The organism is Dokdonella sp., assembly GCF_051958935.1.
In the GTDB taxonomy this organism is placed as follows: Bacteria; Pseudomonadota; Gammaproteobacteria; order Xanthomonadales; family Rhodanobacteraceae; genus Dokdonella_A.
Genome location: NZ_JBQCFP010000188.1, coordinates 1 through 22,374 on the forward strand (window position 1 = coordinate 1; position 22,374 = coordinate 22,374).

At 68.5% G+C, this 22,374-nt stretch carries 19 protein-coding genes; 8 read left to right on the plus strand and 11 right to left on the minus strand.

Translation table 11 applies throughout. The annotated features are described in order from the left end of the window. From ACTHK2_RS17285 to carA, 5 genes are all read right to left on the minus strand, one after another. Positions 1 to 776 (minus strand): DHH family phosphoesterase (locus tag ACTHK2_RS17285; protein WP_440246981.1); only part of this gene is annotated, 776 nt, incomplete at its 3' end. Between the two features lie 118 nt (positions 777 to 894). Continuing rightward, positions 895 to 1,374, minus strand: coding sequence for a transcription elongation factor GreA (gene greA / locus ACTHK2_RS17290; RefSeq protein ID WP_440246982.1), 480 nt, complete (start codon positions 1,372 to 1,374; stop codon positions 895 to 897). Beyond that, the gene (gene carB, locus ACTHK2_RS17295) at positions 1,371 to 4,610 is read right to left on the minus strand and encodes a carbamoyl-phosphate synthase large subunit (RefSeq protein WP_440246983.1); all 3,240 of its coding nucleotides are present in this window, start codon (positions 4,608 to 4,610) and stop codon (positions 1,371 to 1,373) included. Before carB ends, greA begins: the two co-directional genes overlap by 4 nt. After that, entirely contained in the window at positions 4,594 to 5,010 is a 417-nt protein-coding gene (locus ACTHK2_RS17300) for a hypothetical protein (protein ID WP_440246984.1), read from the minus strand. The genes carB and ACTHK2_RS17300 overlap by 17 nt, the downstream gene beginning before the upstream one ends. A gap of 5 nt (positions 5,011 to 5,015) precedes the next feature. Beyond that, entirely contained in the window at positions 5,016 to 6,155 is a 1,140-nt protein-coding gene (gene carA / locus ACTHK2_RS17305) for a glutamine-hydrolyzing carbamoyl-phosphate synthase small subunit (protein WP_440246985.1), read from the minus strand. Between the two features lie 206 nt (positions 6,156 to 6,361). On the opposite strand from carA, the gene ACTHK2_RS17310 reads away from it, so the two are divergent. From ACTHK2_RS17310 to ACTHK2_RS17320, 3 genes are all read left to right on the plus strand, one after another. Next, entirely contained in the window at positions 6,362 to 7,087 is a 726-nt protein-coding gene (locus tag ACTHK2_RS17310) for a 2OG-Fe(II) oxygenase (RefSeq protein WP_440246986.1), read from the plus strand. A 112-nt stretch (positions 7,088 to 7,199) separates the two neighbouring features. Continuing rightward, on the plus strand, positions 7,200 to 8,729 hold the full coding sequence (locus ACTHK2_RS17315) for a trypsin-like serine peptidase (RefSeq protein WP_440246987.1): 1,530 nt from the start codon (positions 7,200 to 7,202) through the stop codon (positions 8,727 to 8,729). Beyond that, positions 8,678 to 9,499, plus strand: a complete 822-nt coding sequence (locus tag ACTHK2_RS17320) for a TatD family hydrolase (RefSeq protein ID WP_440246988.1) — start codon at positions 8,678 to 8,680, stop codon at positions 9,497 to 9,499. The genes ACTHK2_RS17315 and ACTHK2_RS17320 overlap by 52 nt, the downstream gene beginning before the upstream one ends. A 1-nt stretch (position 9,500) precedes the next feature. Here the strand turns inward: ACTHK2_RS17320 and tcdA are convergent, their stop codons facing one another. Beyond that, a complete protein-coding gene (tcdA, locus tag ACTHK2_RS17325) occupies positions 9,501 to 10,292 on the minus strand; it encodes a tRNA cyclic N6-threonylcarbamoyladenosine(37) synthase TcdA (protein ID WP_440246989.1) in 792 nt (263 codons plus the stop codon). A 99-nt stretch (positions 10,293 to 10,391) separates the two neighbouring features. On the opposite strand from tcdA, the gene ACTHK2_RS17330 reads away from it, so the two are divergent. The 5 genes from ACTHK2_RS17330 to ACTHK2_RS17350 all read left to right on the plus strand — a co-directional run bounded on the left by ACTHK2_RS17330 (position 10,392) and on the right by ACTHK2_RS17350 (position 15,435). After that, positions 10,392 to 10,589, plus strand: a complete 198-nt coding sequence (locus ACTHK2_RS17330) for a DUF6116 family protein (protein WP_440246990.1) — start codon at positions 10,392 to 10,394, stop codon at positions 10,587 to 10,589. Between the two features lie 3 nt (positions 10,590 to 10,592). Then, positions 10,593 to 10,985, plus strand: a complete 393-nt coding sequence (locus tag ACTHK2_RS17335) for a hypothetical protein (protein ID WP_440246991.1) — start codon at positions 10,593 to 10,595, stop codon at positions 10,983 to 10,985. 238 nt (positions 10,986 to 11,223) lie between these two features. Next, complete coding sequence (locus ACTHK2_RS17340; protein ID WP_440246992.1) at positions 11,224 to 12,660, plus strand: efflux transporter outer membrane subunit; 1,437 nt, start codon at positions 11,224 to 11,226, stop codon at positions 12,658 to 12,660. Positions 12,661 to 12,672: 12 nt separating this feature from the next. Next, on the plus strand, positions 12,673 to 13,869 hold the full coding sequence (locus ACTHK2_RS17345) for an HlyD family secretion protein (protein WP_440246993.1): 1,197 nt from the start codon (positions 12,673 to 12,675) through the stop codon (positions 13,867 to 13,869). A 12-nt stretch (positions 13,870 to 13,881) separates the two neighbouring features. Continuing rightward, positions 13,882 to 15,435 carry a DHA2 family efflux MFS transporter permease subunit gene (locus ACTHK2_RS17350; protein WP_440246994.1) on the plus strand — a complete coding sequence of 518 codons (1,554 nt, stop codon included), beginning with the start codon at positions 13,882 to 13,884 and terminating at the stop codon, positions 15,433 to 15,435. A gap of 99 nt (positions 15,436 to 15,534) precedes the next feature. On the opposite strand, the gene ACTHK2_RS17355 is transcribed toward ACTHK2_RS17350, so the two are convergent. The 5 genes from ACTHK2_RS17355 to ACTHK2_RS17375 all read right to left on the minus strand — a co-directional run bounded on the left by ACTHK2_RS17355 (position 15,535) and on the right by ACTHK2_RS17375 (position 21,985). Further along, positions 15,535 to 18,735 (minus strand): WD40/YVTN/BNR-like repeat-containing protein, encoded by a 3,201-nt coding sequence (locus ACTHK2_RS17355; protein WP_440246995.1) that lies wholly within the window; start codon positions 18,733 to 18,735, stop codon positions 15,535 to 15,537. Beyond that, positions 18,732 to 19,475, minus strand: a complete 744-nt coding sequence (locus tag ACTHK2_RS17360; protein ID WP_440246996.1) for a hypothetical protein — start codon at positions 19,473 to 19,475, stop codon at positions 18,732 to 18,734. Before ACTHK2_RS17360 ends, ACTHK2_RS17355 begins: the two co-directional genes overlap by 4 nt. 67 nt (positions 19,476 to 19,542) lie before the next feature. Beyond that, positions 19,543 to 20,760 (minus strand): acyltransferase family protein, encoded by a 1,218-nt coding sequence (locus ACTHK2_RS17365; RefSeq protein ID WP_440246997.1) that lies wholly within the window; start codon positions 20,758 to 20,760, stop codon positions 19,543 to 19,545. A gap of 10 nt (positions 20,761 to 20,770) precedes the next feature. Next, positions 20,771 to 21,073 (minus strand): Mpo1-like protein, encoded by a 303-nt coding sequence (locus tag ACTHK2_RS17370; protein WP_440246998.1) that lies wholly within the window; start codon positions 21,071 to 21,073, stop codon positions 20,771 to 20,773. Positions 21,074 to 21,109: 36 nt separating this feature from the next. Continuing rightward, on the minus strand, positions 21,110 to 21,985 hold the full coding sequence (locus ACTHK2_RS17375) for a pirin family protein (RefSeq protein WP_440246999.1): 876 nt from the start codon (positions 21,983 to 21,985) through the stop codon (positions 21,110 to 21,112). Positions 21,986 to 22,374 lie beyond the last annotated feature (389 nt).

A 22,374-nucleotide genomic window follows, 5' to 3' on the forward strand; every position in this document is an offset into this window, starting at 1 on the left:
GCGACCAGGATGCGATTGTTCGCATCGAGCGGCACGAGGTCGGCGACCGTGCCGAGCGCGACGAGGTCGAGCAGCGAGGCGAGGTCCGGCCGCGCGCGCGAGTCTCCCGGATACAGCCGTGCGCGCAGCGCGAGCAGCAGGGAGAACATGACGCCGACGCCGGCGAGCGCCGATGCGCGCGCGCCCGCCTCGGCGCACCCCGCGCACGGCGGGCTCGCATGTGTGCAGGCGGCGAGCGCGATCGCATTCGGATTGACGATCGCGTCGGCCGGCGGCAGCGTCGTCCCGGGCAAGTGATGATCGGTCACGATCACGCGCATGCCGCGTGCGCGCGCGGCGGCGACACCGGCATGGCTCGCGATGCCGTTGTCGACCGTGACGACGAGGTCCGGCCGGATGCCCGCGAGCGCATCGACGAGGCCGACGCCGAGGCCGTAGCCATCGGTGATGCGGTTGGGTACGCGGTAGCAGACGTCGCGCGCGCCGAGCAGGCGCAGGCCCCGCACCGCGACCGCGGTGCCGGTCGCGCCGTCCGCGTCGAAGTCGCCGACGATGCAGATGCGCCGATCATGGGCGATCGCGTCGGCGAGCAGGCTGCACGCCTCCTCGACGCCGCCGAGCACGGCGGGCGCGCGCAGGTCGGCGAGCCGCTGCGGCCCGGCTTCGCATGCGGCGATACCGCGCGCGGCATACACGCGCGCGACGATCGGATGCAGTTCGACCGGCCAGTCGCTGCGCACCGACGCCGGGCGCCGCCGGATGACGGCGGGTTTCATGCGTCGCTACCGGTGCAGCGGTTCGCCGGAATCGCAGGCATCCGGGCGCTTCCGGGGCCACGGTCGCCCCAAGGCACCGCGGCCGGCGCCGATCCCATCGCCGGATCGGAGCGCACGATCAATCCTCGTAGCGGACGCCGGTGATCTCGTAGTTGCGCGTGCCGTTCGGCGCCTGGAATTCGAAGCTCTCGCCGGCGCTCTTGCCGATCAGCGCGCGCGCGAACGGCGAGGAGACCGAGATCAGGCGCTGCTTGATGTCGGCTTCGAGGTCGCCGACGATCTGGTAGCTGATCTCCTCGCCCGAGTCCTCGTCGGCGAGGTCGACGGTCGCGCCGAACACGATGCGCGTGCCCGCATTGAGGCGCGTCACGTCGATCACCTCGGCGTGCGACAGCGCTCCTTCGAGCTCCTGGATGCGCCCTTCGATGAAGCCCTGCATCTCGCGCGCGGCATGGTACTCGGCGTTTTCCTTGAGGTCGCCGTGCGCGCGCGCCTCGGCGATCGCCGCGATGATGCGCGGGCGCTCCTCCGACTTCAGGCGGTCCAGTTCGGTGCGCAGCCGGTCGGCGCCCTTCTTCGTCATCGGCGGTCGCTTCATGCCAGTTCCTTGTGCAATTCCTGCAAGCTGTTCACGTCGGTGCTGTCGCGGAAATCGAGCGAATGCAGCAGTGCCCTCGCGCCGCTCACGGTGGTCGAATAGGTCACGCGCTGCTGCAGCGCTTCGCGGCGGATCGAGAACGAGTCCGCGATCGCCTGCTTGCCCTCGGTGGTGTTGACGATGAAGGCGATCTCGCCGTTCTTGATCAGGTCGACGATGTGCGGGCGGCCCTCGAGCACCTTGTTGATGCGCTCGCAGGCGATGCCGTGCTCGCTGAGGTACGCATGCGTGCCGCCGGTCGCGACGAGGCCGAAGCCGCGCCGGATCAGGTCGCGCGCGACTTCGAGCAGGCGCTGCTTGTCGGCGTCACGCACCGACAGGAACGCCTTGCCCGCCGCGGGCGCGGCGATCCCCGCCGCCTCGTGCGCGCGCGCGAACGCCGCGCCGAAGCTGCGGCCCACGCCCATGACCTCGCCGGTCGAGCGCATCTCCGGGCCGAGGATAGGGTCGACGTTCTGGAACTTGAGGAACGGGAAGATCGCCTCCTTGACCGAGTAATAGTCGGGCACGACCTCGCGTGTTGCGCCTTGTGCCGCGAGCGTCCGGCCGACCATGCAGCGCGCGGCGATCTTGGCGAGCGCGACGCCGGTCGCCTTGGCGACGAACGGCACCGTGCGCGATGCACGCGGATTCACTTCGAGGATGTAGATCGTGTCGCCGCCGTTGCCGTCCGACTGGATCGCGAACTGCGTGTTCATGAGGCCGACGACGTTGAGTTCGCGCGCGAGCAGGCCGACCTGGCGTCGCAGTTCGTCCTGCGTCGCCGCGGACAGCGAATACGGCGGCAGCGAGCACGAGGAATCGCCCGAATGCACGCCGGCTTCCTCGATGTGTTCCATCACGCCGCCGATCAGCACCCCGCCGCCCGCATCGGCGACGATGTCGACATCGACTTCGCCCGCGTGGTCGAGGAAGCGATCGAGCAGCACGGGCGAGGTATCCGACACTCGCACCGCTTCGCGGATGTAGCGCGCGAGGTCCGCGTCGTCGTGCACGATCTCCATCGCGCGGCCGCCGAGCACGTAGCTCGGGCGCACGACCAGCGGGTAGCCGATCTCGCGCGCGAGCACGAGCGCCTCGTCGGCGCTGCGCGCGGTGCGGTTCGGCGGCTGGCGCAGGCCGAGCTTCTCAATCAGCTTCTGGAATCGCTCGCGATCCTCGGCGAGGTCGATGCTGTCGGGACTCGTTCCGATGATCGGTGCGCCGGCCGCCTCGAGCGCGCGCGCGAGCTTGAGCGGGGTCTGCCCGCCGTACTGCACGATCACGCCCTTCGGCTTTTCCTTGTCGATGATCTCGAGCACGTCCTCGAGCGTGAGCGGCTCGAAGTACAGCCGGTCGGACGTGTCGTAGTCGGTCGACACCGTTTCCGGGTTGCAGTTTACCATGATCGTTTCGTAGCCGTCCTCGCGCAGTGCGAGCGCGGCGTGCACGCAGCAGTAGTCGAACTCGATGCCCTGGCCGATGCGGTTGGGGCCGCCACCGAGCACGACGATCTTGTCGCGCGTGCTCGGTTCGGCTTCGCATTCTTCCTCGTAGGTCGAATACATGTACGCGGTCGACGTCGCGAACTCGGCCGCGCAGGAGTCGACGCGCTTGTACACCGGGCGCACGTTGAACGCGCGGCGCAGCGCGCGCACCGCGTTCTCGTCGGTGCCGACCAGTTCGGCGAGGCGCGCATCGGAGAAGCCCTTGCGCTTGAGCCGGCGCATGCGCGCGGCGTCGAGCGCTGCGAGGCCACCCGCCTTGACTTCGCCTTCGAGCTTCACGATGTCCTCGATCTGCACGAGGAACCATGGGTCGATGTGGGTCAGCGCGAACACATCGGCCTGCGACAGGCCAGCGCGGAACGCGTCGGCGACGTAGAACACGCGGTCCGGACCCGGCTCCTTGAGCTCGCGCTTGAGCGCGGACAGCCCGTCGGACGTCGCGAGATCGAGCTTGCTCGGGTTGAGGCCGTTCTTGCCGGTCTCGAGGCCGCGCAGCGCCTTCTGCAACGACTCCTGGAACGTGCGGCCGATCGCCATGACTTCGCCGACCGACTTCATCTGCGTGGTCAGGCGCGCATCGGCCGCCGGGAACTTCTCGAATGCGAAACGCGGGATCTTCGTCACCACGTAGTCGATCGCGGGCTCGAACGACGCCGGCGTCCTGCCGCCGGTGATGTCGTTCCTGAGCTCGTCGAGCGTGTAGCCGACCGCGAGCTTCGCCGCGACTTTGGCGATCGGGAAACCGGTCGCCTTCGAGGCGAGCGCGCTCGAGCGCGACACGCGCGGGTTCATCTCGATGACGACGACGCGGCCGTCCTGCGCGTTGATGCCGAACTGCACGTTCGAGCCGCCGGTGTCGACGCCGATCTTGCGCAGCACCGCGATCGAGGCGTCGCGCAGGCGCTGGTATTCCTTGTCGGTGAGCGTCTGCGCGGGTGCGACCGTGATCGAGTCGCCCGTGTGCACGCCCATCGGATCGAAGTTCTCGATCGAGCAGACGATGATGCAGTTGTCCGCGGTGTCGCGGACCACTTCCATCTCGAACTCCTTCCAGCCGAGCACCGACTCCTCGACGAGCACTTCGTGCACGGGCGAGAGGTCGAGACCGCGCTTGACGATCTCCTTGAACTCCTCCTTGTTGTACGCGATGCCACCGCCGCTGCCGCCGAGCGTGAAGCTCGGGCGGATGATCGTCGGATAGCCGACCTTCGCCTGGATCTCGACCGCCTGTTCGAACGTGCGGGCGACCTCGGCCTTGGGGCACTCGAGGCCGATCTCGGCCATCGCGACACGAAACAGCTCGCGATCTTCCGCCATGCGGATCGCCTCGCGCGAGGCGCCGATGAGCTTGACGCCGTACTTCTCGAGCACGCCGTGGTCGGCGAGGTCGAGCGCGCAGTTGAGCGCGGTCTGCCCGCCCATCGTCGGCAGCAGCGCGTCCGGGCGTTCCTTGGCGATGATCTTCTCGACCGTCTTCCAGTTGATCGGTTCGATGTAGACCGCGTCCGCGGTGCCCGGGTCGGTCATGATCGTCGCCGGGTTGGAATTGACCAGGACGACGCGATAGCCCTCTTCCTTGAGCGCCTTGCACGCCTGCGCACCGGAATAGTCGAACTCGCAGGCCTGACCGATGACGATCGGGCCCGCGCCGATGATGAGGATCGAACGGAGGTCAGTTCTTCTGGGCACTGGCCGTTCCCGGGTTGTGCTCGGTCGCGGCCGGCTGGACCTGCTCGGCCGCCGGCGCGAGCACGATGCTCACGTTGCGGATCGTCTCGCGCGGCACGGTGAGTTCGATGCCGCCGTGTTCCGCCCCGAGCTGGATCGTGAGTGCCGGATTCGACCACTTGACCAGCGTGCCTCGACGCACCGTGTGCAGCGTCGTCTCGACCACGATTTCACTGCCGATGCGCTGTTCGAGTTCGGGGTATTCGACCAGCTTGCCGACCGGCTGCGAGGGCTTGGCTGGTGCGCTCGCGTCCTTCGATCCGGCCGTGGCGTGGAGCGGCTTGCGCGCGAGCGCAAGGCCGGCACCGCAGAGGGTCACCGCAGCAAGGAGAGCAAGGGTCAGGGAACGTTGCGTTTGCATGTCGTCTACGCCGCGGCAGCCGCGCGCGCCTCCATGAGATGGATGAACCGATCGAACAAACCGGCCACGTCATGCGGGCCGGGACTCGCTTCCGGATGGCCCTGGAAGCCGAACGCCGGCGCATCCGCCAGCGCGATCCCCTGCAGCGAGCCGTCGAACAGCGAGCGATGCGTCGCCCGTGCATTCGCCGGCAGGGTCGACTCGTCGACCGCGAAACCGTGGTTCTGGCTCGAGATCATCACGCGGCCGCTGTCGAGGTCGACCACCGGATGGTTGGCGCCGTGATGGCCGAACTTCATCTTGAGCGTGCGCGCACCGACGGCGAGGCCGAGCAGTTGATGGCCCAGGCAAATGCCGAAGGTGGGCACCTTCGCGCGGATGAACTCGCGGATCGCCGCGATCGCGTAATCGCACGGCTCCGGATCGCCCGGGCCGTTGGACAGGAACACGCCGTCCGGACGCAGCGCGAACACTTCGCTCGCCGGCGTCTGCGCCGGTACGACCGTGATCTCGCAGCCGCGGTCGGCGAGCATGCGCAGGATGTTCTGCTTGACCCCGTAGTCGTATGCGACGACGCGGAAGCGCGCGGGCGGCTGGGTGAACGCTGCCTTGTCGAGGTCGTAGCTGCCTTCGCGCCACGCATGACGTTCGCGCACGGACACGACCTTGGCCAGATCGGCGCCCTTGAGGCCCGGGAATGCGCGTGCGGCGGCGAGTGCTTCGGCCTCGGACGCGTCGGCGCCGGCGAGGATGCACCCGTTCTGTGCACCGCTGTCGCGCAGGATGCGCGTGAGGCGGCGCGTGTCGATCTCCGCGAGCGCGACGATGCCGTTGCGCCTAAGGTACGCATCGAGCGTTTCCTGCGAGCGCCAGTTGCTCGCGGCGAGCGGCAGGTCGCGGATGACGAGACCGGCCGCGTGCACGCGCGGCGACTCCGCGTCCGCGGCGTTGCAGCCGGTATTGCCGATGTGCGGGTACGTCAGCGTGACGATCTGCTGCGCGTAGGAGGGATCGGTGAGGATCTCCTGGTAGCCGGTCATCGCCGTGTTGAACACGACTTCGCCGCTGGTCCGCCCCTCCGCGCCGATCGAAATGCCGCGGAAGATGCTGCCGTCGGCGAGTGCGAGGAGAGCTGGAATCGTCATGCGTTCGCCCTAGGATCTATGGGAAAGAAGCCGTCACCGCGTCGACACCGGGTGCGACAGCACCCGCGGGCTGGCATGTGCCGGTCCGTGGGGGCGTGGTGAGGAATCAAGGCGAGCACAAATTCTAGGGGTCGAAGGGCCCCCTGTCCACCGGCGCGACGGTCGCGGCACTACAATCGGTGCTGCCGTTCCGACGCACCGACCGCATGAATGCTGCCGCCCAAACCCTGAACGAAACCGCGTCCGAAGCACTGCTCGACCCGAGCCGCCTCGAACGCGCCGATACCGTCGTGCACGACCGGCCGTTCGCGTTCCTGATCGCCCGCGAGCAGCTGCCCACCACCGCGGCCGCGGACCTCGCGCGCGACTTCCCGCTCTACCCCAATGCCGGCTTTTTCCCCTATGAAGAGCGCGACTGCGGCCCGAGCGTCAATCGCCTCGTCACCGATCTCACGTCGCGTGCGTTCGCCAATGCGATCGGCGCGCGCTTGGGCATCCCCGATCTCGGCGACAAGCCGACCCTAGTGACGATCTGCCGGTCGCTCAACAAGCGTCACGGCACGATCCACACCGACAGCCGCTCGAAGATCGTCACCGCGCTCATCTACCTGAACGAAAGCTGGCCCGACATCAGCGAAGGCTGCCTGCGCTTCCTCAACCGCATCGACGACATCGACGACCTCGTGGTACCCGAAGTGCGCCCGCTGTACGGCCGCCTCGTCGCGTTCCGCCGTGCCGACAATTCGTTCCACGGCCATCTGCCGCACGAGGGCGAGCGCCGCGTGGTCCAGGTCGCATGGCTCACCAGCGAGGAGGAGAAACTGCGCAAGACGCAGCGCGGAAAGTTCGCGCGGCTGTTCAAGAAGCTGTTCGGCGCCATCGACCGCCGCCTCGGTGCCGGGCGCGACCGCAATGCGGCGCACCGCGACTGAGGCGCGCCCTGCGGTTGCGGGACTGAACGCGGAATGACGCGTTCGCCCGCACAGTCGCCGCCGTGCCGGCGCGTGATTATCCTTGGTCATCGCCAGCGCCCGAGGGACTTCCATGCTTCGTCTTCGCCGCACCATCCGCCTCGCACGCTGCGTGTTCGGCATCGTCCTGCTGCTCGGTGCCTGCGCGAGCGAAGCGCGCAAGGGCGAGCTGCCCTACAGCCTCGCACACCCGGCCAAGGCCGGTGTCGACGTGGCGATCGTCGACGTGCCCGGCATCGATGCGGCGCGGCAGCGGACCGACGGCGATCACGCGATGCGCGCAGACGGCCGCAAGCGCCTGCGCAGCGCCGAGGCGCGACCGGTTTCGATCACGCCGGAGCACGCGGGCCGCTGGGACACGCTCGATGATGGTTCACGCCTGTGGCGCGTGCGCGTGCGCGCGGTCGGCGCGACGGATCTTCGCTTCGCGTTCGCGCATTTCGTGCTCCCGCGCGATGCGACGCTCCACGTGATCGGCGCCGTCGACGATTACCAGGGGCCGTACACGAGCGCCGACGCGCTCGACGGCACGTTCCATGCGCCGGTCGTGCCGGGCGATACGGCGACGATCGAGCTGCGCGTGCCGGCCGGCGCGACACTCGCCCCCGGCGCGCTCGAGCTCGGCACCGTCGGCGCGGGTTTCCGCGACCTGTACGAGCGCAACGGCACGAAGGACGGCTCGCCCGGCGCTTCGGGCCCCTGCAACGTCGACGTCGCCTGCCCGCTCGGTGTGGCGTACGAGCAGGAGATCCGCGCAGTCGGCTACTACGAATACATCGCCGCCGACGACGGCGAGTACTACATCTGCAGCGGCACGCTCGTCACCGACGTGCCGCATGCGCGACGCAACCTGTTCCTGACCGCCGCACATTGCATGTCGGTCGCGTCCGAGGCGCAGTCCATGGTCGTCTACTGGAACTACCAGTCGACCCGATGCGGCGGCCTCGCCGCACCGGCGGGCGGGTTCTTCGCCGACGACCAGCATGGTGCGACGCTTCGCGCGACCCGCGCGGATGTCGACTTCACGCTGGTTGAGCTCGCCGGCACGCCGGAAGCGGACTGGAACCTCTACTACGCCGGCTGGGACGCATCGGGCTCGGTGCCCGACGGCACGATCGGCATCCATCATCCGAGCGGCGACGTCAAGAAGATCACCGCCGGGCCAGCGCCGCGCACGGCGGACAGCTGTATCGTCGAGGTAGCGCCGAGCGTCCACGGCACGCACTGGAATACCGGCCCTTACACCCAGGGTACGACCGAGGGCGGCTCGTCCGGCTCGGGCTTGTTCGCGCCCGCCGCATCCGGCGGGGGCATTGCGCGCCACCTGATCGGCACGCTCTCGGGCGGCACGGCGGCCTGCAGCGATACGTCGCCCGGTCAACCCGATGACGGTTACGACTGCTACGGCAAACTTTCGGTCGCGTGGAACGGCAGCTCCCCGTCGTCGCGCCTGCGCGACTGGCTCGACCCGGCCAACAGTGGCGCGACGAGTGCCGACGGCATCGGCCAGAACGACGTCGTGCAGGCCGGCAACGGCCACTCCCAGCACGCATGGCCGCCGTTGCTGCTGCAGCGCCCGCGCGTGACCGGGGCGTCGCGCTGATCGTGCTCGTCGATTCGCACTGCCATCTCGACGCGACGGAATTCGACGTCGACCGCGACGGCGTGATCGCGCGCGCCCGCGCCGCGGGAATCTCCGCGCAGGTCGTTCCGGCGATCGCGCTGTCGGGTTTCGCCAAGCTGCGAGAGCTGTGCGCGCAGCACGCCGACCTGCACGCCGCCTACGGCCTGCATCCGATGTTCCTCGATGAACACAGGCCGCAGCACCTCGATGCGCTGCGCGAATGGCTCGCGCGGGAACAGCCGGTCGCGGTCGGCGAATGCGGCCTCGATTTCTACGTGGAAGGGCTCGACGCCGACGAGCAACGCCGTTACTTCGAAGCGCAGTTGCAACTCGCGCGCGAATTCGACCTGCCCGTGATCGTCCACGCACGCCACGCGGTCGACGAGGTGATCGCCAGCATCCGCCGCGTCGGTGGATTGCGCGGCGTCGTGCACAGCTTCTCGGGCAGTGCCGAACAGGCGCGCCAGCTGTGGAATGCGGGGTTCCTCATCGGCCTCGGCGGACCGGTCACCTACGAGCGCGCCAACAAGCTGCGCACCCTCGCCGCGAAGATGCCGCTCGAGTTCCTGCTGCTCGAAACCGACGCGCCGGACCAGCCGCTCGCGACGCACCGCGGCGAGCGCAACGAACCTTCGCGCCTCGAGGAAATCGCGACCACTATCGCGCAACTGCGCGGCGTCGACGCCGACGACATCGCACGCGCGACCAGTGCGAATGCGCGCCGGCTGTTCGCGCTCGCCGCGCCCTGAATCAGCCGGCAGGCGCCGCCAACAGTTTCGCGAGTGCGCGCGACACCGCCGCGAACGCGAACGTCGCGGTCACGTGCGTCGCCGCGCCGAGCCCGCCGCCGCAATCGAGCTTGAGGGCGTCGCCGCCGGCGGGACGCGTGCCGCAGACGCTGCCGTCCGCCTGTGGATAGCGCACGTTCTCGCGCGAATAGACCGCCTGCACGCCGAAGTAGCGCTTGGGCCCGCGCGGAAAGTTGAATTCCTCGCGCAGCTTCTTGCGCACGAGCGCGAGCATCGCATCGTGCTCGGTCTTCGAGAGATCGCGCACGCTGACCAGGGTCGGATCGGTGCGGCCGCCGGCGGACCCGATCGTGATCAGCGGGAGCTTGCGGCGCCGGCACCACGCGATCGTCTCGACCTTGACCCGGAAGGCGTCGCAGGCATCGACGACGAGGTCGTAGCCGCGATCGAGGAGTTCGGCGAGGTTCGACGGCGTCAGGAACTGCTCGATCGCATCGATCATGATGCCCGGGTGGATCGCGCGCGCGCGTTCGGCCATCACCGCGACCTTGGCCTTGCCGAATTCGCCGTCGAGCGCATGCAACTGGCGATTGGTGTTGCTGACGCAGATTTCGTCGGCGTCGATCAGCGTGAGGCGGCCGACGCCACTGCGTGCGAACGCTTCGACCGCCCACGAGCCGACGCCCCCGATGCCGATGACGCAGACGTGCGCGAGCGCGAGGCGCGCGACGCTGCCGGCACCGTACAGGCGGTCGATGCCGCGAAAGCGTTCCACGAGGTCGGACTGTTCCATGGGGCGCGCAGCGTATTATCGCCGCGCGAACGGCTGGCGATCGCCGGCGGCGCGACATCGCGGCACGAGGTCGCGTCGAAACCCTGGAGGAACACATCCATGCCGAACCCGATCACGCGACCCCTGTTGCGCTGGGCCGAGGGACTGCGCTTCCCGCGCCTGGCGCTCTTCACCGCTGCGCTGTTCATCGCCGACGTGCTGATCCCCGACTTCATCCCGTTCGTCGACGAGATCCTGCTCGGCCTCGGCACCTTGTTGCTCGCCAATCTCAAGCAGCGCACCAAAGGAGATCGCTGACGCATGCGCTACTTCATCTGCCTCCTTGTCGGGCTGCTCGCCGGCGCGATCGTGTCCGGCATGTTCTCGGGCGCGATGCAGCGCCGCAACGCCTGGCCGCGCGCGCTGATGAACGTGATGCAGCACGAACTCGGCGCAGCGCGTTCGGCGGCGAGGAGCGATACCTGCGCCGCGCCCGCGCAAGGCGTGTCGGCCGAGCACCTGCGCCTGGTCGCTGGCGACCTCGACGCGGCCTTGCTCGCCCCGGGCACGAAGGATCGCGTGCTCAGTCAGTACATCGGCGATTTCCGCAAGTCGGTCGCCACCTGGGACGCGAACGCCGCCTGCGCGCGACAGGCGCAGGCGCTGACGGCGATCGCCAATGCCTGCGAGGCCTGCCACCGCGACTACCGCTGAACGAAGGCGACCCGGGGCGGTTGCGGTCAAATACCGAACTGGATAGTATGGTTTTACAGCCGACCGCGCCAGCGGTCGCTCTGGCGCCACGGAGCGGCGATCCGCAGGACGAAGCCGCCTGCGGTGCCGCGAGTGGAGCCGCTTGTCCAGCACGATTCCAGCACGATCCCCCAAGCCGTTTTCCATCGTCGTGGATCCGATGTCCGCATCCGCCAGCCGCCCCCTCCTGCGATCGTTGATGGCCATCGGCGCACTCGCGCTCGCCGCCTGCTCGATCCCGCCCAAACCCGATCGCCCCACGCTGCGCGAGGAGGCGCCGCTCGCCGGCGTCGCCGTCGCGATCGGCTCGGCGACGACCGAATGGCCCGACCCCGAGTGGTGGAAGCGCTACGCCGACCCGCAGCTCGACCGCCTCGTCGAGCAGGCACTCGCCGGCGCGCCGACGCTCGACGAAGCGCACAAGCGCCTCGGCAGCGCGCTCGCCGCGGTCGAAGTCGCGCGTGCGCAAGGCGGGCTTTCCTCGCAGGCGAACGCGCAGGTGCAGCGCCTGCGCCTCAGCGAAAACGGGCTGATCCCGCCGCAGTTCCTAGGCTTCACCTGGTACAACCAGGGCGACCTCAGCCTGCAGTTCCAGTACGACTTCGATTTCTGGGGCAAGACGCGCGCTGCGGTCGCCGCCGCCGTCGACGAAGCGCGCGCCGCGCAGGCCGAACGCAGCGCGGCGAGCCTCGTGCTCACCCGCGCGGTCGCCGACACGTATTTCGCGTGGCAGGCGGACCAGGCGCACCTCGCGCTCGCGAGCGACTCGCTGGACGTGTTGCAGCGCCTGCGCGCGCTCGCCGAGAAACGCGTCGCGCGCGGCATCGACACGCCCGATCTCGTCCACCAGGCCGACGTGCAGCTCGCCTCGGTGCGTGAAATGCAGGCCGCCTACGGCGGCAGCGCGAAGATCCGCCTCGCCGCACTCACGGGCCTCCTCGGCGTCGCGCCGGCGGACCTGCCCAAGCTCCAGGCACGCGAGCTGCCGAGCGTCGACGCGGCATTGCCGGGCAGCGTCGGCCTCGACCTCATCGCGCGCCGCCCGGACATCGCCGCGAGCCGCTGGCGGGTCGAGGCCGCGATGCGCCGCGTCGACCAAGCGCGCGCCGAGTTCTATCCCGACATCAGCCTCGGCGCGATGGTCGGCCTGCAATCGCTCGACCTCGACAAGCTGTTGAACGCGGGCAGCCGCATGGCTGCGATCGGCCCTGCCCTGCACCTGCCGATCTTCGGCCGCGGCCAGCTCAAGGCGGGCTATCGCGTGTCGCAGGCGCAGCTCGACGCGGCCGCCGCGCAGTACGACGCCACCGTCGTCGACGCCGCGCGCGACGTCGCCACGCACGCACTCACGCTCGCCCAGGTCGATGCGCGCCGCACCGAACGCGGCGGCCAGCTGGCGGCGACCCGCGCGCTCGAACGCAGCGCCAACGCACGCGTGCGACGGGGCATTGCCGACGATCGCAGCCTGCTGACCGCGCAGGCGCAGGTGCTCGAGCAGCGCGATGCGTTGCTCGCGCTCGATGCGCAGGCGGTGTCCGCGCAGATCGCGTTGACCAAGGCACTCGGCGGCGGCTATCGCCTCGACGGCGATCCGCTTGCCGTGAACGCCGGCAGCGACGATTCCCCCATCAAATAACCACGAGCCTCGATGATGAGCGATTCGCAGACCTCCGCCGCCGGCACGGCCGGCGGCGCCCCGAAGAACGGCAGCAATGGCAAGCGCCGCACCGTCCTCGTGATCATCGCGCTCGCCTTCGTGGCGATCGGCATCGCCTGGTACCTGTTGTGGCTGTTCGTCTGGTCGCAGCGTGAAGTCACCGACGACGCCTACGTCGCCGGCAACCAGGTCATGCTGTCGGCGCAAGTGCCCGGCACCGTGATCGCGGTGCTCGCCGACGACACGCAGCGCGTCGAGGCGGGCCAGGTGCTGGTCAGGCTCGACCCGACCGACGCCGATGTCGCGCTCGCCAAGGCGAAGAGCGCGCTCGCCAACGCGGTGCGCCAGGTGCGCCAGCAGACCGAGATGGCGTCGCAATACGATGCCGCGATCTCCGCACGCAGGCTCGACCTGTCGCGCGCGCAGGCGGATCTCGCGCGCCGCCAGCCGCTGCTCGCCGACAAGGCGATCGCGCCGGAGGAAGTCGCCCACGCGCGCGAGGCGGTCGATACCGCCAAGGCCGCGCTCGATCTCGCGACGCGCCAGGCCGCCGCTTCGCACGCGCTCGTCGACGGCACCGACGTCGCCAGCAATGCGTCGGTGCTGCAGGCGAAGGCGGCGTTCCGCGAGGCGTGGATCAATGCCGAGCGCAACGCGATCGTCGCGCCGATCGGCGGCTACGTCGCGCAGCGCAGCGTCCAGGTCGGCAGCCGCGTGCAGCCGGGCCAGGCGCTGCTGACGATCATCCCGCTGCACGACCTGTGGGTCGACGCGAACTTCAAGGAGAGCCAACTCGGCCACATCCGCATCGGCCAGCCGGCGAAGGTCGAGGTCGACCTGTACGGCGGCAACGTCGAGTTCACGGGCAAGGTGGTCGGCCTCGGCGCCGGCACCGGTTCGTCGTTCGCCCTGCTTCCGCCGCAGAATGCATCCGGCAACTGGATCAAGGTCGTGCAACGCGTGGCGGTACGCATCGCGCTCGACGGCAGTCAGCTCGAGAAGTATCCGTTGCGCGTCGGACTGTCGACCGCGGTCACGGTCGACACGCACGATCGTTCCGGCCGGATGCTCGCCGGCGCCAGCGCGACGACCGCGGTCGCGCAGACCGACGTCTACGCGCGCGACATTGCCAAGGCGGACGCCGAAGCCGACGCGATCATCGCCGCCAACCTGCCCGGCTCGCGCTGAGGAGTCATCCCGATGGCCGCCTCGCCCGAGCAACGCCCGCCGTTGCCGCCGTTGCACGGCGCGCCGCTGGCGCTGCTGACCGTCGCGATCGCATTCGCGACGTTCATGGAAGTGCTCGACATCACGATCGTCAACGTCTCGGTGCCGCACATCGCGGGCAGCCTCGGCGTCAGCCCGCAGGAAGGCACCTGGGCGATCAGTTCCTACTCGCTCGCGAGCGCGATCATGCAGCCGATCAGCGGCTGGATCGGCCGCCAGTTCGGCGAGGTGCGTGCGTTCTGCGTATCGGCGCTGCTGTTCGTGATCTGCTCGACCCTGTGCGGTATGGCGACGAGCATGCCGATGCTCGTCGTCGGGCGCTTGCTGCAGGGCGCAGGCTCGGGCCCGATGGTCGCCCTCTCGCTCAGCCTGCTGCTCAACAACTATCCGATCGACAAGAAGGGACTCGCTCTCGCGCTGTGGGCGATGACCGTGGTAGTCGCGCCGATCTTCGGGCCGATCCTCGGCGGCTATCTCACCGACAATTACTCGTGGCCGTGGATCTTCTACATCAACGTGCCGGTCGGCCTGCTCGCGATCGTGATCACCTGGACCCTGCTGCACAAGCGCGAGTCGGTGATCGTCAAGACGCCGGTCGACACGGTCGGCCTCGTCCTGCTCGTGGTTGGCGTCGGCTGCCTGCAGTTCATGCTCGACAACGGCAACGACAAGGACTGGTTCTCCTCATCGTTGATCGTCGTGCTCGCGATCGTCGCGGTGGTCTGCCTCACGTTCTTCATCGCGTGGGAGCTCATGGAGAAGCATCCGGTCGTCGACCTGTCGCTGTTCCGCAAGCGCAACTTCCTCGTCGGCGTCGCGGCGATGTCGTTCGGCATGTTCGGTTTCTTCGGCATCAACGTGGTCTACCCGCTCTGGTTGCAGACCGTGCTCGGCTACACGGCCTCATGGGCCGGCCTCGCGACCGCACCGGTCGGCATCCTCGCGTTCCTCGTCTCGCCGATCATCGGCCGCAACATCCAGAAGCTCGAGCTGCGCTCGGTCGTGACGTTCGCGTTCATCGTGTTCGCGGTGACGTCGTACTGGTTCGCGACGTTCCCCGACAACGCGTCGTTCGAGCAGCTGATCTGGCCGCGCTTCATCATGGGCATCGGCATCCCGTGCTTCTTCATCCCGCTGAACCAGGTCTTCCTGTCGGGACTGGAGCCGCATCAGATCGGCTCCGCATCGGGCCTGGCCAATTTCTGCCGCACGATCGCCGCGAGCATCTCGACCGCGATAACGGTCACCCTCTGGCAGCATCGCGGCGAGTACCACCATGCGGTACTCGCCGAACACCTCGACAGTGCCAGCGCCGCGGCGACGAGCGCGGTGCAAGGGCTGTCGGCGCTCGGCGGCCCGGCCGAACGCGCCTGGAGCATCATCGATTCGATCGTCACGCGGCAGGCATTCACGCTCGCGGTGAACGACGTATTCCTCGTCTGCACCGCCTTGTTCCTCGCGATGATCCCGGTGGTCTGGTTCGCCAAGCCGCCGTTCGGCAACGTCGCCGCGGGCGGCGGCCACTGAAACGAAAAACGCCGCGCGACCCGTGCCGCGCGGCGCATCCACCCATCTCGGCGTCCGCTGCTTCGCGCGGACGCGCGAAGCAGCGGTGCGGGGTCCGCGTCAGTCGCGCTCCCACGGCGCATGCACGTCCTGCCCGCCGTGCGATCCGCCGCCCGTTTCTTCCTGCGGCGCGCCTTGCGGCACCGAGATCTCCGGCAGGTTGGCACCGCGCAGCGCGGTGTTGACCTGGACGAGTTCGCCCGACTTCACTTTCTCGAACGCGCCGGCGACGTCACCGAGTTCGCGCTGCAGCACCTCGATGCGCGCCATCTGGTAGTCGGACGGTTTGCCGTCGTAGGACATGATCGCGCCGTACAGCGTGTCCATGTGCTCGCGCAGGCGTTCCTCGCCGGTGATCGCACCGCCTTCCTTGGTCGCCACGATCTTCTTGCGGATGACGTCGGCCTTGCCCGACAGGCTCGCGAGCTGCTTGCGCTTGGCGTCGCCCTCGGGGAGCTTCGCCGCCGCCGCATCGGCCTGCATGCGCACCGCGTTGATCTTGAACACGAGATCGGTCATCTCGCCGAACAGCGAACGCACGCGCATCGCCGCGTCGTACTGCGCGCGGCGGTCGGCCACGCCGAAGCTCGAGCGGCGGTCGAGGCCAACGTCGACCTTCGTGTCGTAGACGTCCTTGCCCTTGGTCATGCGCACCGTGTAGGTGCCCGGCGGCACGCGAGGGCCCTGGGTCGCGTTGAAGGCGACCTGCGCGGCCGGCGGCACGCGCGGCGGCTTGGCGCGCATTTGCCAGGTCACGCGATTGATGCCGCGGCGCACGCTGGCCGGGATCGTGTCGATGACCGTGCCCTTGTCGTCGAGCACCTCGATCTTGAGCTTGCCGAACAGATGGCGGCTCTTCTGGTAGTAGGCGATCACCGCGCCCGCGGGCGGGTTCTGGCCACTGAACGCGGCGTCGCCTTCCGACCACCCGCCGAACGCGTTGACGCGCTGCTGCACCGGGCGCGTGGCGAGGAACGCGGCTTCGCTGTCGAGCGTCTTCGCATCGAGCGCACGCAGGGGCGTGAGGTCGTCGATGACCCAGATGCCTCGGCCGTGCGTCGCCAGCACGAGCGACGCATCGCGCTGCTGGAACGCGAGATCGCGCACCGCGACTGCCGGGAAGTCGCTGCCCTTGAACGGTGCCCATGCCTTGCCGCCATCGGGCGAGATCCACAGGCCGAATTCGGTGCCCGCGTAGAGCAGGCCGGCACGCTGCGGATCCTCCTTGATCACGTGCACGTAACCGCGCACGCCCTTGTCGTCCTTCGGCGAAACGAGCGCGGTCCAGCTGCGGCCGTAGTCGCGGGTCTCGTAGATGTACGGCGCCATGTCGCCGAACGTGTGGCGATCGAACGCGACGAGCGCGCTGCCGGCGTCGAAATTCCCCGCCTGCACCCACGACACCCACGCGCGCGCGGGCACGCCCTTGATGTTGCCGAGGACGTTCGTCCAGCTCTTGCCGCCGTCGCGCGTGAGCTGCACGTTGCCGTCATCGGTGCCGACCCAGATCGTACCGGCCGCCTTCGGCGACTCGCTGATCGAGTAGATCGTCGTATGCATCTCGGCGGCCGAGTTGTCGACCGTGATGCCGCCCGATTCCTCCTGCTTCTGCTTGGCCGGATCGTTGGTCGTGAGGTCCGGCGAGATGCGGTCCCAGCTCTGGCCGTGGTCGCGCGAGCGGAACAGGAACTGCGAGCCGATGTAGATCGTGCCCTTCTCGTTCGGGCTCAGCGCGATCGGCGCGTTCCAGTTCCAGCGCAGCTTCTCGTCGTAGCCGGCGAGCGGCTGGATCGTGCGCAATTCGTGGGTCTTGCGGTTCACCCGCGCGATCGCACCGCCCTGGTACTCGGCGTAGATGTAGTCCGGGTCGGCCGGATCCTCGAACATCCAGAAGCCGTCACCGCCGTACATGTTCTCCCAGCGCTGGTTGGTGATGCCGCCCGGATACGCGCTGTCGCCGACCCACGAACTGTTGTCCTGCAGGCCGCCGTAGACGCGGAACGGATCGGCGTCGTCGAGACTCACGTGGTAGAACTGCGAGATCGGCAGGTTGTTCTGCTTCCACCACTTGTTGCCGCCGTCGAAGGACTGCCAAAGGCCGCCGTCGTCGCCGGTGATCACGTGCGCGGTGTCCGTCGGGTCGATCCAGATCACGTGGTGGTCGCCGTGCGTGCCGCCACCGGTGTTGGCGAAGCTCTTGCCTCCATCGAGGCTCTGGATCAGCGCGAAGTCCGGCTTGAACAGGCGATCCGGGTTCTTCGGGTCGATCACGAGGTTGGCGAAGTAAAACGGGCGCCAGACCATGAGCTGGCTCTTGTCGCGCTTGTCCCAGGTCTTGCCGCCGTCATCGGAACGGAACAGTGCCGAGTCGGTCGACTCGACCAGTGCGTAGACGATGTTCGCGTCCGACGGCGCGACCGCGACCGCGATGCGTCCGTACGGCTTGGTCGGGAAGCCCTTGTTCGCGGCCTCGGTGATTTCGGTCCACGAACGACCGCCGTCGGCGGAACGGAACAGGCCGCTGCCGGACTCCGCACTCGCCGATTCGCCGCCCGAGCGGAACGTCCAGCCCTTGCGGCGGAAATCCCACATGCCCGCGAACACGACGTCGGGATTCTTCGGATCGAGGCTGATCGACGAGCAACCCGTCGAAAGGTTGCGTCCCTTCAGCACGAGCTGCCAGCTCTTGCCGCCGTCACCGGTGCGATAGAGGCCGCGCTCGGCGGAATCGCTCCAGAGCTTGCCCGGCACGCAGGCATAGACGACATCGCCATTGCGCGGATCGACGATCACCTTGGCGACGCGTTCGGATGCGTCGAGGCCCATGTGCGTCCAGGTCTCGCCACCATCGGTCGACTTGTAGATGCCATTGCCGATCGACACGGAGTTGCGCGTCCACGGCTCGCCGGTGCCGACCCAAATCGTGTCGTGGTGGGTGGGGTCGATCGCGATCGCGCCGATCGACTGCACCGGCTGCTTGTCGAACACGGGTTTGAACGTCGTGCCGCCGTCGGTCGACTTCCACACGCCACCGGAAGCGGCGCCGACGAACAGCGTTGTCTTGCCGTCCTTGCCAGGGACCGCGTCGAGCGCGGCGACGCGGCCGCTCATCGCGGCCGAGCCGATGTTGCGCGCGCCGAGGCCTGACACGACGCCGGCGTCGAAGCGCGGCGCCTTCGCCTCCGGCGCGGCGGCACCGGCGGTGGCGGCGCACGCGCTGGCGAGTGCGCCGAGGGTGAGTTGCACGAACAGGCGGTTCATCGGCCGGCTCCCTGGGTGGTCGGAAACGCGAACAGCGCGTCGTCGATCGGGACATTCGCTTCGGCATGTTCGATCGTGAGCTGCTGGCCGTTGCCGTCAGGCCTGCTTTCGGTCGCGACCGAGAACGGGAAATAGACGCCGTCGACCTGCTCGTAGTCACCGTAGTCGCTGACGCTCTCGACCAGCGTGCCGCGCACGCTGCGCTGGGTCACGACGCGGATCTCGAGGAAGTGGTCGGGATCGAGGTAGACGTATTCGACGTCGCCGTTCTTCAGCGTCACCTTGAGCTTGTGCGCCGCGGTGCCGTCGACGTCCTCGGTGCCGAGATATTCGAGCTTGCTGCCGCGTTCCTGCCAGCCGAGGAGCTGGCCGCTGATCGGCGCGTCGTCCGCGAGCGCCTTGGCGTCGTCCGCGCTCATCTTTTCAGGATCCTTGCGACCCTGGAACGGCGAGATCTGCCAGCCCTCCTTTCCGTCCCAGGCCTGCACCGCGGTGAGGCCCTGGATGCTCGCCTCCGAGCGCGTCGAATCGGGTGCCTTCTGGTACTGCACGACGGCGAGTTCGAACTGCCCGCCGACGAGCAGCTTGCCTTCGGACTTCAGGCTCTTGATCGCCTGCAGCTTGGCGGCGCCGCCACGGGCGTCGAGGTTTTTCGCAACGAGTTCATCGGCGGTCATCGCCTGCACACTCGCGCTCGCGAGCGCGAATGCGGCGAGACCGTACTTCCATCGGACGATCATGCGGCTCTCCTGGCTGGGCGCGCCTGCATGCCCCTGGCGCAGGCGCAGATGGGAAACCGGTGCAAGCCTAGCGGAGAGGGTCAGCCCCGTGACGGGGCCGAAAGTCATGCTCCGGACCGAGGACCTCGCCACCCAACCCGGCGGCTGGCGCGCCGGCCGACACGCCGACACGTTCGCGGTAGCGCGACCACGCATTGGCGACGCGCCGGCCGATCTGCATGCCGGGTCGTTCGATCCAGCGGTACACCAGGGTCGCGAGCAAGACCGTGATCGCGACGTTGGCGAGGATGTAGACGCCCAGATGCTGCCTGCGCAGGACCGAATCGATCGGCAGGCGCAGGAGGCACCAGAGCATCACCATGAACACGACCGGGTGGAACAGGTAGATCGAATAGCTCACGCGACCGAGCCAGTCGGTCAGCGCGGAGCGGATGCGCACCACGCTCGTTCCGGCGATGAACAGCAGCAGGCCGAGCGCGTACGGGATCGTCGCGTTGTTCTCGAAGCCGATCACCTGCACCGAACCGACCGGCAACACGAACAGGTGCCACAGCAGGAGGCCGTGCAAACCCATGCGCACGACGCGATCGTTACTGCGCGCCTCGTCGATGAGCGTGCGATAGAGCGTGCCGGCCAGCATCAACGACAGGTTGAGCAGTGCGAATGCCGCCGGCGAGCCGATCAGGGTCCTGCCGGTCCACCAACGCACGAACATCTCGACCGAATACACGAGCGTGAACGCGATGGACACGCCGAGCAGGTGCCGCGGCCGGCCGAGGCTGCCGCACAGCAGCAGCACGACGCAGAGGAGGTAGAACGCCCATTCGACCAGCAATGTCCAGTACAGGCCTTCCGCCGCGGTCACGCCGAAGAAGTCCTGCAGCAGGGTCAGGTTGACCAGGAATTCGAAGGCGCCGAACGGCCGCCCCCACAACCAGCAGGTCGCGAAGGCGCCGAGCGGAATCGACAGCCAATAGGCGGGATAGATGCGGAAGAAGCGCTTGATGAGGAATGTGCCGACCGCGGCCGGCCGTTCGGGATGGATGCTGAACGGGATCACGTAGCCGCTGATGAGGAAGAATGCGACCACGCCGATGCGGCCGACGTCGATCGATGCGCCGACGCTTTGCAGCCAGCGTCCACCCTCGCCGACGCCGAGCGCGACGAACGCGTCCCCGACGTGCCGCCAGACCACGAGCAATGCGGCGATCGCGCGCAGTGCGTCGATGTGGCGCAGGCGCGCGTCGTCGCCTGCGGCTCGCGGCGACGGCACTTCGCCGCTCATGCGCGAAACGTCACAGTCGCACGCGCCCGCGCAGGACGTCGGCGTACATCACCCAGTCGCCGGCGAAACTGTAGAGCGGATGGCGAAACGTCGCCGGGCGGTTCTTCTCGAATGCGAAATGACCGATCCAGGCGAAGCCGTAGCCGAACAGCGGCGCAAGCAGGAGCCAGCGCGCGTCGCGCAGAGCCGCGGCCGCCGCGACCACGACCAGGACCAGGCTGGTGCCGATGAAATGCATGCGACGGCAATTCCTGTTCGCATGTTCGGCCAGGTAGAACGGGTAGAACTCGCGGAAGTTGCTGTATCGGGACATGTCTGCGCCTCGATCGCGCAGGATACCAGCTTGCGCTCAATGCTCGGGCAACGGGATGAATTCGCTTTCGCCCGGCACGCTGCCGAAACGCTGGGCGAGCCAGTCGGCCTTGGCACGCTCGATGCGTGCGCGGTCCGAGGAGACGAAGTTCCACCAGATCGTGCGCTCGCCATCGAGCGGAGCGCCGCCACACAGCATCACGTGTGCCGCCGAGCCTGCAAAGACCTCGATGTCCACGCCCGCGGCGAAGACGAGCATGCGCTCGGGCGCCAGCGGTTCGCCGCCGACGCGGACATCGCCGGCGAGCACGTACAAGGCACGTTCCTCGTGCTCGGCCGGCACGCGCAAGGTCGCGCCTCGCTCCAGGCGCGCCTCGGCGTACAGCGTCGGGGCGAATACCCGCACCGGCGACTCCATCCCGAACGATCGCCCCGCGATCACGCGCAGGCGGACGCCGTCCTGCTCGTGCTCAGGCAGGCTCGACGCCGCGTAGTGGAGGAATTCCGGGGCAGTCTCCTCGTGCTCGCGCGGCAGCGCGACCCAGGTCTGGACGCCGTGCATGCGGTGGCCGGCGGCGCGTTCTTCCGGCGGCGTACGCTCGGAATGCACGATGCCCCGGCCTGCCGTCATCCAGTTGACGTCGCCAGGACGGATCACCTGCACCGAACCGAGGCTGTCGCGATGACCGAGTGCGCCCTCGAAGAGATAGGTGACAGTGGCGAGCCCGATGTGCGGATGCGGGCGCACGTCGAGGCCGCGGCGAGGCGGCAGCTCGGCGGGGCCGATGTGGTCGAAGAACACGAACGGCCCAACGTGACGACGCAGGCGGTACGGCAGCACGCGCCGCACGCTGAAGCCGTCGCCGAGGTCGTGCAATCGGGGTTCGATCAGCAAGGGCGTCGTGTCGCTCACGCGGTCGTCTCCGGGTGCGGGAGGGAGATCATGCCACTCGTCGGCGATCGTCGGCACGAAAGGAACCGTATGGTGTCGGGCGTTGGCGCCTTGGCCTACCGCACGGAACGTCACGTCGTGCTCAGAAACCATTCCGGGTAGTCGCGCAAGGCTTCTTTCGCGAGGCGAAGCGGTGTCGCAAGGTTCCGCTCGCCTCAGCGGCGAGCGGGTGACTTCTCTTTGCTTGCCCAAAGAGAAGTCACCAAGAGAAAGGGCACCCCGCGTCGCCGCCCGCGAGGCTGCGCCGCGCGGGTTCGCGGTCGTCGGCCGGGTGCGCCGACAGCCCATCCCTGCGCGGACGGCGCACGGCGCGCGATCCCACGCGCGCCCCCGTCGGGCCAATTCGGCCG